Source organism: Kitasatospora sp. NPDC052896 (genome assembly GCF_044547075.1).
GTDB lineage: Bacteria > Actinomycetota > Actinomycetes > Streptomycetales > Streptomycetaceae > Kitasatospora.
This window is the reverse complement of record NZ_JBITZU010000009.1, coordinates 72,135-85,093: the sequence shown is the minus strand read 5'-3', so window position 1 is coordinate 85,093 and position 12,959 is coordinate 72,135. Positions and strand designations below refer to the sequence as shown.

General features: G+C 73.8%; 13 protein-coding genes. 8 read left to right on the top strand and 5 right to left on the bottom strand.

All coding sequences use genetic code 11. The features are described 5' to 3' along the window. Positions 1–122: 122 nt before the first annotated feature. Both lnt and fxsA read left to right on the top strand, forming a co-directional pair. On the top strand, positions 123–1,958 hold the full coding sequence (lnt, locus tag ACIGXM_RS20180) for an apolipoprotein N-acyltransferase (protein ID WP_396562721.1): 1,836 nt from the start codon (positions 123–125) through the stop codon (positions 1,956–1,958). A gap of 54 nt (positions 1,959–2,012) precedes the next feature. Further along, positions 2,013–2,612, top strand: coding sequence for an FxsA family membrane protein (gene fxsA, locus ACIGXM_RS20175; RefSeq protein WP_396562719.1), 600 nt, complete (start codon positions 2,013–2,015; stop codon positions 2,610–2,612). A 90-nt stretch (positions 2,613–2,702) separates the two neighbouring features. Here the strand turns inward: fxsA and ACIGXM_RS20170 are convergent, their stop codons facing one another. From ACIGXM_RS20170 to ACIGXM_RS20160, 3 genes are all read right to left on the bottom strand, one after another. Beyond that, the gene (locus tag ACIGXM_RS20170; RefSeq protein WP_035795456.1) at positions 2,703–3,077 is read right to left on the bottom strand and encodes an RNA polymerase-binding protein RbpA; all 375 of its coding nucleotides are present in this window, start codon (positions 3,075–3,077) and stop codon (positions 2,703–2,705) included. 305 nt (positions 3,078–3,382) lie between these two features. Next, entirely contained in the window at positions 3,383–4,981 is a 1,599-nt protein-coding gene (locus ACIGXM_RS20165; RefSeq protein ID WP_396562717.1) for a hypothetical protein, read from the bottom strand. 143 nt (positions 4,982–5,124) lie between these two features. Then, positions 5,125–5,319 (bottom strand): hypothetical protein, encoded by a 195-nt coding sequence (locus tag ACIGXM_RS20160; protein ID WP_396562715.1) that lies wholly within the window; start codon positions 5,317–5,319, stop codon positions 5,125–5,127. Between the two features lie 446 nt (positions 5,320–5,765). On the opposite strand from ACIGXM_RS20160, the gene ACIGXM_RS20155 reads away from it, so the two are divergent. From ACIGXM_RS20155 to ACIGXM_RS20140, 4 genes are all read left to right on the top strand, one after another. Continuing rightward, positions 5,766–6,191, top strand: coding sequence for an ankyrin repeat domain-containing protein (locus ACIGXM_RS20155; protein ID WP_396562713.1), 426 nt, complete (start codon positions 5,766–5,768; stop codon positions 6,189–6,191). An 80-nt stretch (positions 6,192–6,271) separates the two neighbouring features. Continuing rightward, positions 6,272–6,751 carry a GNAT family N-acetyltransferase gene (locus tag ACIGXM_RS20150; protein ID WP_396562711.1) on the top strand — a complete coding sequence of 160 codons (480 nt, stop codon included), beginning with the start codon at positions 6,272–6,274 and terminating at the stop codon, positions 6,749–6,751. Positions 6,752–7,144: 393 nt separating this feature from the next. Continuing rightward, entirely contained in the window at positions 7,145–7,345 is a 201-nt protein-coding gene (locus ACIGXM_RS20145) for a hypothetical protein (protein ID WP_396562710.1), read from the top strand. A 65-nt stretch (positions 7,346–7,410) separates the two neighbouring features. Beyond that, entirely contained in the window at positions 7,411–7,971 is a 561-nt protein-coding gene (locus ACIGXM_RS20140; protein ID WP_396562708.1) for a thioesterase family protein, read from the top strand. Positions 7,972–8,169: 198 nt separating this feature from the next. On the opposite strand, the gene ACIGXM_RS20135 is transcribed toward ACIGXM_RS20140, so the two are convergent. Next, on the bottom strand, positions 8,170–8,910 hold the full coding sequence (locus ACIGXM_RS20135; RefSeq protein WP_396562706.1) for an IclR family transcriptional regulator: 741 nt from the start codon (positions 8,908–8,910) through the stop codon (positions 8,170–8,172). 127 nt (positions 8,911–9,037) lie between these two features. On the opposite strand from ACIGXM_RS20135, the gene ACIGXM_RS20130 reads away from it, so the two are divergent. Continuing rightward, entirely contained in the window at positions 9,038–10,339 is a 1,302-nt protein-coding gene (locus ACIGXM_RS20130; RefSeq protein WP_396562704.1) for an alanine racemase, read from the top strand. Positions 10,340–10,349: 10 nt separating this feature from the next. Continuing rightward, on the top strand, positions 10,350–11,951 hold the full coding sequence (locus tag ACIGXM_RS20125) for an amidohydrolase family protein (protein ID WP_396562703.1): 1,602 nt from the start codon (positions 10,350–10,352) through the stop codon (positions 11,949–11,951). Positions 11,952–11,953: 2 nt separating this feature from the next. On the opposite strand, the gene ACIGXM_RS20120 is transcribed toward ACIGXM_RS20125, so the two are convergent. Further along, entirely contained in the window at positions 11,954–12,826 is an 873-nt protein-coding gene (locus ACIGXM_RS20120; protein WP_396562701.1) for an SGNH/GDSL hydrolase family protein, read from the bottom strand. Positions 12,827–12,959: the final 133 nt, after the last annotated feature.

Genomic DNA, 12,959 nt, shown 5'->3' with positions numbered 1-12,959 from the left:
AAACCTCAACTACCGGTCGACGGCCCGGGCAGGTACCGTCGTCGGATGACCGCCGCCGCCCGGAGGGCTCTCCCGCCTTCCGGGCGGCGCCGACCACGTCCAGTCAGAGAGATGGTGCGCAGGTGGCAGTGCCTGTCGACGCGGGTTCCGAGCGGCTCGGTCCCGATCACCCCGAGGGCACGCCGCCCCCGAGCGACCCGGCCGTCGGCCCGGCCGCCGAGCCGGCCCGGCCCGGCCGGCTGGTCCGGCTGGTCCGCCGGATGCGCGCCGGCCTGCCGCGGGCGGTCCCGGCCGTGCTGGCCGGCCTGCTGCTGGCCGCCGCCTTCCCGCCGTACGGGCTCTGGCCGCTGTCGGTGGTCGCGGTCGCCGCGCTCTCGCTGCTGACCCGGGGCCGGACCGTCCGGCAGGGTGCCTGGACCGGGTTCTTCTTCGGGTTCGCGTTCTTCCTCTGGCTGCTGGTCTGGATGCAGGTGATCGGGCCGGACGCCTGGATCGGGCTCGCGGCGGTGGAGGCGCTCTTCGTCTGCGCGATGGGAGCCGGGCTGGCGGTCACCTCGCGGCTGCCGGGCTGGCCGCTCTGGGGCGCCTGCCTCTGGGTGACCCAGGAGTGGGCGCGCGACCGGCTGCCGTTCGGCGGGTTCCCGTGGGGACGGCTGGCGTTCGCCAACACCGCCAGCCCGTTCACGCCACTGGCCGCCTGGGGTGGTGCGCCGCTGGTCACCTTCGCGGTGGCACTGACCGGCACGCTGCTGGCCTATCTCGCGGCCCCGCTGGTGCCCCGGCTGCTCGCCCGGCTGCCGCGCCGCGCCCCGGCGGACGGGCCGGTGGCAGCCGAACCGGTGCTGGACGGGCCGGTGCTGGACAGGCCGGCTGCCGAGGCTCCGGCCGAGTCCGCCCCCGGAGCCGGTCCCCGGCCGGCCGTCGGCCGCCGCCGGGTGCTGCTGCCCGCGCTGGCCGCCACCTGCGCGGTGGGTGTCGCGGTGGCCGGCTACGCGGTGCCGATCCCGACCGCCCCCGACGACACCGTCAAGGTCGCGGTCGTGCAGGGCAACGTCCCGCACCCCGGGATGGACTTCCTCGGCCGCCCGATGCAGGTGCTCGACAACCACGCCAACGAAACCCTGAAGCTGGCCGCCCAGGTCAAGGCGGGGCAGGTGCCGCAGCCCGACGTGGTGATCTGGCCGGAGAACTCCTCCGACCTCAACCCGTTCGCCGACCCGGCCGCCTACGAGCGGATCGACCAGGCCGTGAAGGCGGTCGGCGTGCCGACCCTGGTCGGCGCCCTGGTGGACGGTCCGGACAGCCAGCACGTGCAGAACGAGGGCATCGTCTGGGACCCGACCACCGGCCCCGGAGCCTCCTACACCAAGCAGCACCCGGTGCCGTTCGGCGAGTACGTGCCGTTCCGCTCGGTGCTGATGAAGGTGATCACCCGGCTGCAGCGGGTCGCGAAGGACTTCTACCCGGGCAAGAAGCCCGGCGTGCTGCAGCTTGGCAAGGCCCGGATCGGCGACGTGATCTGCTTCGAGGTCGCCTACGACGAGATCGTCCGCGACACCGTCAACGCCGGCGGCCGGGTGATCGTCGTGCAGACCAACAACGCCACCTACGCCCGCAGTGGCCAGCCGGACCAGCAGCTGGCGATGTCCCGGCTGCGTGCGGTCGAGCACGGCCGGGCCGTGGTGATCGCCGCGACCAGCGGGATCAGTGCGATCATCCGCCCGGATGGCACGGTGGAGAGCCGCACCACCGAGCTCACCGCGGCCGAGCTGAGCGCGACCGTCCCGCTGCGCGACGGTCGGACCCTGGCCGACCGGGTGGGCGCCGCACCGGAGTGGACGCTGGCCATCCTCGGGCTGCTGGCCTGCGGCGCGGCCGTCCTGCTCGACCGCCGTCGACGTCCGTTGGTGGGCGGAACACCGCAGCCGGCCGAACCGTTGACCACGGTGGTGCCCTGACCGGGCGGGACCCGCCCGCCGGCGGTGCGCACCGTGATGGAGTGGATTCGTACCGTGTCCCAGCACGCCTTTGAGACCCAAGCCCCCGGGCGTCCCGCGGGGCGCCGGGGCCGACTGCGCCGGCTGCTCCCGCTGCTGGTCACCGGCTGGTTGCTGCTGGAGATCTGGCTGCTGGTCCAGGTCGCCGCGGTGACCGGCTGGTTCCTGGTGCTGGCGCTGCTGGTGGTCGGCGCCGCGCTCGGCGGCCAGCTGATCAAGCAGGCCGGCCGGCGAGCCTTCCGCGCCGCCACGGCGGCCTTCGAGCAGGGCACGGTGCCGGCGTCCGGTGCCGCCGAGACCGGCACCAGCCTGACCGTGCTGGCCGGTCTGCTGCTGATCCTGCCCGGCTTCCTGTCCGACCTGCTGGGGCTGACCCTGCTCTTCCCGCCGACCCGGGCGCTCTGGCGGATCGTCGGTCGCCGAGTGGCCGACAAGGCGTTGCGCACCCCGGCCGCCGCCGGCGACCCGTTCGCCGACGCGCTGCGGCTGCAGGAGCAGCTGCGGATCCATCGCCCGGACGGCAAGGTCGTCCAGGGCGAGGTGGTGGACCCGCCGGCCGGCCCGCGCGGCCCGCGTCCGCCGGCCGACCCGGAGCGTCCGCCGCTCAGCCGCTGAGGTCGACAGCACGGCGACACGACGAGGGGCCCTGATCCGATCTCGGATCAGGGCCCCTCGTCGTTGCCCGCCCGCGAGGGGCGGGCGGGCTCAGGCGCTCTTGCGGGTGTCCCGCGGGTGCACCGCGAGGTTCATCCCGCCGGAGCGGAGCACGGCCAGCCGCTCGGCCAGCACCTCCTCCAGCTCCTCGCGCGTCCGGCGCTCCATCAGCATGTCCCAATGGGTCCGGGTCGGCTTGGTCTTCTTCTCCTCCGGCTCGTCACCGTCGAGCAGGACGGCCTCGGTGCCGCAGAAGCGGCACTCCCACGCCGAGGGGATCTCCGCCTCGACGGAGAAGGGCACCTCGAACCGGTGTCCGTTCTGACATGCGTACTCGACGGTCTGGCGGGGTGCCAGATCGATGCCACGGTCGGTCTCGTAGCTAGTGGCGCCGAGTCGCGTGCCGCGGAGAGCTCGCTCGCTCATGAATCGTGCCTCCAGGGCTTATGGCCCACAGGACTAGTTGGTCGCTGTCTTCGTCGTTCGGTCAACGCTCGGCCGCCGACGAAGATTCCCGTCCCGGGACATGCGTCGTCTGTCGTGCCGCCCCTGTTTGTACCCATCTCCGTCCGATTTGTCACATCTGGAGCGGGATATCACCCTGAGTGTCACGAATTTCGCGCCCAGTGACCGATTGAGTTTTCCTTCCGGAGCGTACTGGGGGCATAGCCGAATTGGCCATTCCGTCCCGAGGCGGCGACGGCTGGCCGCGGGATGACCGCGCCACCCGCTCACCAGAGGGGCGCGGGGTGCGCCTGGCACTCCTTGCCGAGCTCCACCCGGGTCGGCTGCGCCGCCTCCACGCCCACGGTGGGCTGGACCTGCGGCATCGGGGGCGCGGCCGCCTCCGTCCGGGTGTCGTGGTGCGGCAGCAGCGCGATCACGGCCTCCCGCAGCCGGCCGGAGGCCTCCTCGTCCAGCGGGTCGACGGTGGCGGGCACCTGGAGCCGGACCGGGGCGGCGTTGCCGATCCGGGCGTAGCCGCGGCCGGGCGGGGTCTGCGCGGCCGGTGCCAGGTCCAGTGGGACGCCGAGCGCGGCCCGCAGCTCGTCCGGGTCGGTGGTGCCGAGCACCACCCGGGCCCGGGCGGTGGCCCGGACGGCCGGAGAGATCCGCCCGACCGCCTCGACCGCGTCGGCCACCACCACGGTGACCCGGGCCGCCCGGCCGTGTCGAAGCGGTGCCTCCAGCAGGTCCTGCGGGTCCGGGCGACCCTCGGCCTGGGCCAGCTCGCTGAGCTCGGTGGGGTGGTCCAGCAGCAGCCAGAGCGGCCGGGTGACGTCGGGCGGGGCCGGATGGCCCAGGTGCCGGGCGGCGTTCAGTGCGGAGATGCGGCGCTCGGTCTCCTCGGCCGCCCACTCCAGTGCGGCGAGCGTGCCGTGCAGGCTGGTCTCCACGGTGTGCACGCCGGGCCGGTTGACCAGGCAGGCGTGCTCGCCGGTGCCGGCGCCGTCGATCACCATGAGGTCGCCGTGGACCAGCGCCTGGAGGGCGACGGTGCGCAGCAGGGTGGAGGTTCCGGAGCCGGCCGTGCCCAGCGCCAGCAGGTGCGGCTCGGCCGAGCGGGCCCCGGTGCGCCAGACCACCGGCGGCTGGTGGCCCGGGCCGCCGTCGTGGGCGACCGGGATCATCCTTTGGGTGGCCAGCTGGTCGGTGAAGCCGAGCACGATCTCGCCGGGGGAGGTCACCCAGTGCTGCGCGGGGACGTCGACCGGCAGCGGCGCCAGCGCGGTGACCTGGAGCTTGTTGCACTCCTGGTCCCAGTCGAAGCGGTACTCGCGGGTGCGGCCGGCCTTGCCCTGGATCACCTGCTCGATCCGGGTCCGGGCGGTCGGTTCGGTGTCGGCGAAGTGCGCCGGGTAGCTCAGCTCCAGCGCGCCCAGTCGGCTGTCGCCGTCGAACTCCCAGCCGGCGAAGACGGCGCGGTAGCCGCCGCCCGGGCCGTACAGCGGGGCGGGGTCGTCCGGGGTCGCGAAGTACGGGGTGAGCGCGGCGTGCAGGGCGGTCAGTTTGAGGTCGGCGAGGTCCGGCTCGGGCTCCGGGACGGGCTTGGGTTCGCGTCCGGTCCAGGCGGCGCTGGCGACCAGGGCCAGCACGCTGAAGAGCGGGCCGTGCGGCAGGAGCGCGATGCTGACCAGCACGGCGGCGGTGAGCAGCGCGGCCGGGCCCCGGTGGTCCTCGGGGGTGGCGTCCCAGCGGGCCTTGGCCCAGCTGGCGTGCCGGCGCAGGCCGCGGGCGATCAGGGTGAGCGGGGCGAACATGTCGGCGGCGTGGTCGCCGGCGGTGCGGGCGAGGTCGCGGCCGCGGGTGAGGTGACGGTTGAGGGACATGGTCCTGACTCCCCGGGCGAGTGGGCGGGTGAAACAGGTCGGACCGGGGCGGTGGACCCGCTCCCGGGCCGGAGGGCCGGGCGGCGCGGGACCCACCGCGCGGTTCCGCGTCGCCGCCCGGAGCCGGCGCGGACCGGTGGGGGTCAGAACTTGATGCCGCCGACCAGGTTGGCCAGGCTGGCGCCGCCGGCCTGGATGCTCGGGGCGATCGCGGTGCCCGCCAGGTAGAAGCCGAAGAGCGCGCAGGTGACGGCGTGCGAGACCTTGAGCCCGTCCCGGCGGAAGAAGAGGAATGCGATGGTGCCGAACAGGACGATGCCGGAGATGGACAGGATCACGGGTCTGCTCCTCAAGGTGGGGGACAGGGCCGCTGCCGTGGGCCGGCGGCGGTGGGGCGTTCCGCGAGGCCGTGCACTGGAGAGTGTCACGGAGTGTGCCTCAATCCTGACAAAAAGTAATAGATGATGGAACGTGGCAAATGGGTGGTTCTCCGGAGAAGTCTCAGGCCGGCTGGGCGGTTTGGGCGCTCGGAAGCCTCAGCGGCCCCGACGATCGGGGCCCTCCTCCGGAGCGGGTGTGACGCGCGTCGGTCGGCGAATGCCATCGGGAATTCGCTCGAACGGGGGCGCGAGTGCTCGCGCGGTGTGTCGCCTCGCGGTGGCCGGATCGCGGACAATCGCTGGCCCGGGTGGTCACCGGGCGGTTAGCGTGCGGGAGCACGACCGTGGCGTCCGCGCACGCCGATCCTGACCGCCTCCAGTGAACCTCCAGTGAAAGGGCCGTGATGGCCGACTTCCCCGATGCCCAGAGCACCGCTGCCGACGAGCCGGACGAGGCCGAGCTGATCGAGCTGGCGGGCCGGATCTTCGACGCCGCCCGGGCCGGCGACCGTGCCTCGCTCGCCGCGTTCCTGGACGCCGGAGCTCCGGTCAACCTCTCGAACGACCGCGGTGACACCCTGCTGATGCTGGCCGCCTACCACGGCCACGCCGAGGCCGTCCGGCTGCTGCTGGAGCGCGGTGCCGAGCCGGACCGGGCCAACGACCGCGGTCAGACCCCGCTGGCCGGCGCGGTCTTCAAGGGTGCCGACGAGGTGCTCACCGCACTGCTGGAGGGTGGCGCCGACCCGGCGGCCGGACAGCCGTCGGCGGTGGACACCGCCCGGATGTTCGGCAAGGACGAGTTGCTGGCCCGGTTCGCCGCACGCTGAGCCCGGGCCCCCGGAGCCCAGGCCCCTCGAATCCCGGTAGTTCACGATGGTTCGAACACCTGGCCGTATGCTTCACCCTTATGGAGCTGCGCACCCTTGGCTACGACCATCCCGACGCCGAGCTGTTGACCGCCGCGGTCCAGCAGGAGTACGTGCTGCGTTACGGCGGCATCGACACCACGGTGATGCACCCCTCGCACTTCGTCCCGCCGCACGGCCTCTTCGTGGTGGCCTACCTGGACGGCGCGCCGGTCGCCTGCGGCGGCTGGCGCGCCAAGGACGGCGACGGCCCCGGCCTGCGGGACGGCGATGCCGAGCTGAAGCGGATGTTCGTGGTGCCCGAGGCCCGTGGCCGGGGGTTGGCCCGGGCGGTCCTGCGCGATCTGGAGAGTTCCGCCGCCGCGGCCGGCCGCCGCCGGGTGGTGCTGGAGACCGGCACCGAGCAGCCGGAGGCGGTCGCCCTCTACGCCTCCGAGGGTTACCGCCCGATCACCAAGTTCGGCGTCTACCGGGAATCCCCGCAGAGCATCTGCCTGGGCAAGGAGCTGGGCCCGGCCTGACCGGCCGTCCGGCCATCGCGCCGGAATTCGGTGCAATATTGCTGCGGATTTCCGCGTAACCTTTTTGGACACGTCCTCCGATCGGCTGGTTACGTGACTGGGCATGGTGAATTCTGCTTACTCCGGACGTGGGGCGATACCCGCAGAGTGGGGAAAACGGTGAGCCGGGCCGCCGGATTGGGCTAGCGTCATCCCCGCTGCGTCAAAGAGTGGCCACCGGAGTCGTCCGGGCCGCTCACCATGCCCTTCTGCGATTTCCCGGGAGACACCGTGCACGAGACATGCCAAGCGGAAAGCAGTGCGCCCGCGGGTGCGCCAGCCACCGACGGCCTCCAGCGTGTGGTGAACGTACTCGCCGAATTCCCCGGCCAGGGCGCCGGCGGGAATCACGGCATGGCCGACCGCCTCGCCGCGGTGGCCGATCTCTGTCAGGCGGTGGACGGTGCGCCGGACGCGCTGGTGGTCCGCACCGCGGCCGAGGCGGCCGAGGAGGGGTGGAGCACCGAGCGGATCCAAGGCGCCCACCCCGGCCACCACGCGCGCCCGCAGCGTGCGCTGACCGCCGACCAGCCGGCCGTCGGGGCGACCCGGTGAGCGGGGCGCGGGTGCTGGCGTCGCGGAACGCGCACGTGTTGCGCTGCCCGACCCGGTGGAGCGACGTGGACGAGAACGGGCACATCAACAATGCCCGGCTGGTCGGCTACATCCAGGAGGGAATCTACGACCTCTTCCACCATCACGCGAAGGCGGTCCGGGCCTCGCTCTTTCCGGACGGATTCCTGATCGCCCGGCACGAGATCGATTATCTGGAACAGTTGCACCACCGGCCGGAACCGCTGCAGATCCGGCTCGTGGTGGAACGACTCGGCCGGAGTTCCGCACACGTTCGAGTGGAGGTCTGCCGGGGCTCGTCCGTCTACATGCGGGCGCGGACCGTGGTGGTGGCCCGGGATCGGGCCTCGGGGCGCTCGCGGAAACTGAGCCAGTCCGAGCGCTGTTTTCTCTCCGACTATCTGACGGTCGGTTCGCAGTCGGGTCAGGCGCCGCACGGCGCGGTTCCGCCGCAGGTCCGCCCGCGTCTGGTCCCGCCGCAGGCGCGTCCGGACCAGACCCACCCGGGACAGCCGCACCCGGGGCAGACCCACCCGGGTCAGCCGCATCCGTCGCGCAAGATCCCGCTGCCCAGCCGGCTGCCCGCCCGGGTGCTCTGTCGGGCCTGAACCGCGCGCTGCCGGGCCCGCTCTCCACGGGCCCGGCAGCAGGGCGGGTACTCGCCGGTCGCCGGGTCCTGCGGGCCCTGGCCGGAGACCTGCAGGATCGGGCCCTTCCGGACGCCCTGGGAGAAGCTCCAGGCCGGCGCGGGGGCACCGGTGGTGCGGATCTCGGTCCTGTCGCTCATGCGGGTGGGGCGGGCGGGGTCAGGGGGCGCCGCAGTCGGCGGAGATCCCGGCGGCGGTCGCGCGCAGCTGCGGGAGCAGCTCCAGCACCTGCTCGTAGGGCAGCACCAGGTCCGGCACCGAGACCGAGACGGCGGCCACCACCCGCCCGGTGGCGTCCCGGACCGGCGCGGCCAGGCAGTTCATGAACGACTCGTGCTCGGCGTGGTCCTGCGCCCAGCCCTGCTCGGCGACCGTGGCCAGCTCGGCCAGCAGCGCCTGCGGGGTGGTCAGCGTGCGGGCCGTGAACGGGGTGAGGTCGAGCGCGGAGACGATCCGCCGACGCTCCGCCGGCGGCAGGTCGGCCAGGAGGACCTTGGCGACCGCGGCGCAGTGCAGCGGCACCGGCAGGCCGATCCGCGAGTACATCCGCACCGGCTGCCGGGAGTCGTACTTGTCGACGTAGACCACCTCGCCACCCTCGCGGGCGGCCAGGTGCACGGTCTGGCCGGTGGTCGCGTTCAGCTCGGCCAGCCGTGGGGCGGCGACCCGGCGGACCGGGCGCTGCTCCAGGGCGCGGCTGGACAGCGCGAAGAGCCCGGCGCCCAGGTGGTAGCGGTACTCGGCGTCCCGGTAGACCAACCGGGCCTCCTCCAGGCTCTGCAGCAGGCGCAGCGCGGTGGTCTTGTGCACCTGGAGCAGCGCCGCGAGCTGGTCGAGCGAGCGCTCGCCCTCGGCCAGCTCGCCGAGCAGGGCGAGCGCGCGGCTGACGGTCTGACTCATCGCTCTCCCGAGCCCTCCTGGCCAGCTCTCCTGGTCGTTGACCCTCGATGTGGCCCATGCTAGAACAGCGGCAGCAACATGCGCAAAGATCGTTGCACATAGTGCAACGTGGGGAGTGATGGTGGCGATGCAGCAGAGTGCGACGGCCGGCTCGGGGATCGATCGGGACCGGGTGGCGGCGCTGGCCGAGGAGCGCTTGGACTGGCGGTTCAAGGCGGTGCCGCCGGCCGGCTGGGGACGTACCGTCACCGAGTACCTGGCCACCGGCCCGGCCCTGGACCAGCTCGGCACCCCGCTGCTCACCCTCGACGCCGCCGCGCTGGAGCACAACCTGCGGACCATGGCCGCCTGGTGCGCCACGGCCGGGGTCCAGCTCGCCCCGCACGGCAAGACCACCATGGCGCCGGCTCTCTGGCAGGCCCAACTCGACGCCGGTGCCAGCGCGGTGACCCTGGCCAACCTCAGCCAGCTGCGGGTCGCCCGGGCCTTCGGGGTGCGCCGGGTGGTGATCGCCAACGCGCTGCTCGATCCGGCCGGACTCGCCTGGCTGGCCGCCGAGCTGGACGCCGATCCGGAGTTCGAGGTGTGCTCCTGGGTGGACTCGGTGGAGTCCGTCCGGCTGATGGACGAGGCGCGCCGGGCGGCGGGCGCCCGTCGGCCGGCCGACGTCCTGGTCGAGCTCGGCGGACCGGGCGGCCGCACCGGTGTCCGCGACCTGGCGACCGCCGAGGCGGTGGCACGGGCGGTGCGCGCGGCGCCGACCCTGCGGCTGGTCGGGATCGGCGGCTACGAGGCCGCGCTGACCCACGACGCCACACCCGGCGGGCTGGCCACCGTCGAACGCTACCTGGAACGGCTGGTCGAGCTGCACGACCTGCTGCGCGCCGCCGGCCTGTTCGACCAGGCCGAGCGGGTGGTCGTCACCGCCGGCGGCAGCGCCTACTTCGACCAGGTGGCCCGGCTGCTCACCCCGCTCGCCCGGGCCCACCCGGACCTCGACGTGGTGCTGCGCTCCGGCGCCTACCTGGCCCACGACGACGGCTTCTACCGCGCCATCTCCCCGCTGGCCCGCGGCGCCGGCGAACCGCTCCGCTCGGCGCTGCACGGCTGGGCCCGGGTGATCTCGCGGCCCGAGCCGGGGCTCGCCCTGCTGGACGGCGGCAAGCGCGACTTCCCGTACGACGAGGGGCTGCCCGAGCCGCAGGCGGTCCGCGGGCCGGACGGCCTGCGCCCGCTCTCCGGACACGTCAGCGCCGTCAACGACCAGCACGCCTTCCTGCGCGGGGCCGAGGTCGAGGTGGGCGACGTGGTCCGGCTCGGCGTCTCGCACCCGTGCACGGCCTTCGACAAGTGGACGCTGATCCCGGTGCTGGACGACGCCGCGAGCCCGCGGCCCCGGGTGGTCGATCTGGTGCGGACCTTCTTCTGATGGCCGACTGATGGCCGACCTGGTGTTCCGCGCGGCCACCGTCGTGGACGGCAGTGGTGCTGACCGGTTCCGCGCCGACGTCGCGCTGTGCGACGGCCGGATCGCCGAGCTGGGCGAGGGCCTGAGGGGACGTCAGGTCATCGATGCCGAGGGACTGGTGCTCGCGCCCGGCTTCATCGACATGCACGCCCACTCCGATCTCGCGCTGCTGACCGACCCGGTCCATCCGTCCCGGACCACCCAGGGGGTCACCACCGAGGTGCTCGGCCAGGACGGCCTCTCCTACGCGCCGGTGGACGACCGCACGCTCCCCGCGCTGCGCCGCCAACTCGCTGGCTGGAACGGCGATCCGCCCGGTCTGGCGTGGAACTGGCGGTCGGTCGGCGAGTACCTGGACCGGCTGGACGCGGGCAGCGCGGTGAACGCCTGCTACCTCGTCCCGCACGGCACGCTGCGGATGCTCGCGCTCGGTTGGGACGATCGCCCGCCCACCCCGGGCGAGTTGGACCGGATGTGCGAACTCCTGGCCCAGGGACTGGCGGAGGGCGCGGTGGGGATGTCCAGCGGGCTGAGCTACCCACCGGGGATGTACGCCGACACCGACGAACTGGTCGCGCTCTGCGCGGTGGTGGCCGCACACGGCGGCTACCATTCGCCGCACCAGCGCTCCTACGGCGCCGGTGCGCTGGCCGGCTACGCCGAGATGGTGGAGATCTCCCGGCGCTCCGGCTGCCCGCTCCACCTGGCCCACGCCACCATGAACTTCGGCGTCAACCAGGGCCGGGCGGGCGAGCTGCTGGAGCTGCTCGACCGGGCGATCGCCGACGGCTGCGACCTCACCCTGGACAGCTACCCCTACCTGCCCGGCTCCACCACGCTGGCCGCCCTGCTGCCGAGTTGGGCCGCTGAGGGCGGCCCGGAGGCCACCTTCGCCCGGCTCGCCGACCCGGCCGCCCGGGAGCGGATCCGGCACCAGTTGGAGGTCACCGGCAGCGACGGCTGCCACGGCGTCGTCGCGGACTGGGCAGCCGTGCAGATCTCCGGCGTGCGCCGGCCGAGGCTGGCCGGCGCGGTCGGCGCCACCGTTGCCGAACTGGCCGCCGCCCGCGGGCAGTCCGGCACCGAGGTCTTCCTCGACCTGCTGCGCGAGGACGAGTTGGGGACGACCGTGCTGCAACACGTCGGGCACGAGGAGAACGTCCGGGCGATCATGCGCCACCCCGCGCACACCGCGGGCAGTGACGGTCTGCTGGTCGGCGCCCGCCCGCACCCCCGGGCCTGGGGCACCTTCGCCCGCTACCTCGGCTACTACGGGCGGGAGTTGGGCGTGCTCACGCTGGAGCAGGCGGTGGCCCGGATGACCGGCCGACCGGCCCGCCGGCTGCGGCTGCGCCGGCGCGGGCTGGTCCGCCCGGGCCACCACGCCGATCTGGTGCTCTTCGAGCCGGAAACGGTCCGGGACACCGCGACCTTCGAGCACCCGCGCCGGCCGGCCGCCGGGGTGCACCACGTCTACGTCAACGGCACCGCCGTCCTGGCCGACGGCCGCCCCACCGGCGCCCGCCCCGGCCGGGCCCTGCGCCGCACCGACCGGGGGACCGCCGCCCGCTGAGCTCAGAACTTCGCCAGGAAGCTGTCGGCGATCACCTGGTAGCCGACGTCGTTGGCGTGGATGTCGCCGCGGGACATGTTGGTCCAGCTCAGGACGCGCTGCACGTTGAGCGGAAGCTGCTGCCCGTCCAGCGGGACCAGTGGCAGGAAGGCGTTGGTGCTGAACGCCTTCGCGACATCGGCGGTCGGTACCCCGTGCAGCGCGTCCACGATGCCCAGGGTGGCGTTCATGGTGTCCGCCAGCGGCACCGAGAGGCCGGCCAGCAGCTTGCCCTCGGCGCCGATGGTCCAGGCGGCGAGGAAGGGGTCGTAGAGGTTCATCCCGACGATCTCGGTGTGCGGTCCGGCGGCGGCCCGCAGCCGGTCCAGGATGGTCGCGAGGTCCCTGCCGGTGGTGGCGATGCCGCCCGCCGCGCAGGTCAGGTCGAGGCTGCCGCCGGTGGCGCAGCCGTCCACGTCGTTGGCGCCGATGTCCAGGGTGACCGTCACCCGGTCGGGCCGGTGCGCCTCGAGGTAGGAGACGGCCGCGTCGAGCTGCGCCCCGGCGTACGGGTGCGGGTAGGGGCAGCCACCGCCCAGCATGGTGCCGGTGGTCTCGCCCGGGCAGCCCAGGTCGGTGAAGGAGAAGCCCTGGCCGGCCGCGGTGGCTCTGGCCCGCAGGGTTCTCGCCAGGTCCTGTGCGTAGCCGTGGCCGATCTCGCTGCCGCCACCCGGCAGGGTCTGGTAGCCGGCCGCCAGCGAGTCGCCGAGGGCCAGGTAGTAGCGGGTGGCGGGGGCGGCCGCCGAGGCCGGGGCCGCGGCGGTGCCGAGCAGGGCGGTGCCGAGCAGGGCGGCACCGGCCGCGCGACGTGTCCGGCGGGACCGAGCTGACGTCATGAACCCTCCCTGGGCCGGCCCCGCAGGTGGCCCGGACGGCCACGCGCGGGGCGAACCCGCAGAGGCTACTGCTCGGTAGTGCGGCTGGACAGCGCTCGGACCGGATTCGTTGCGCGGGCCGTCAGAGCGCCGC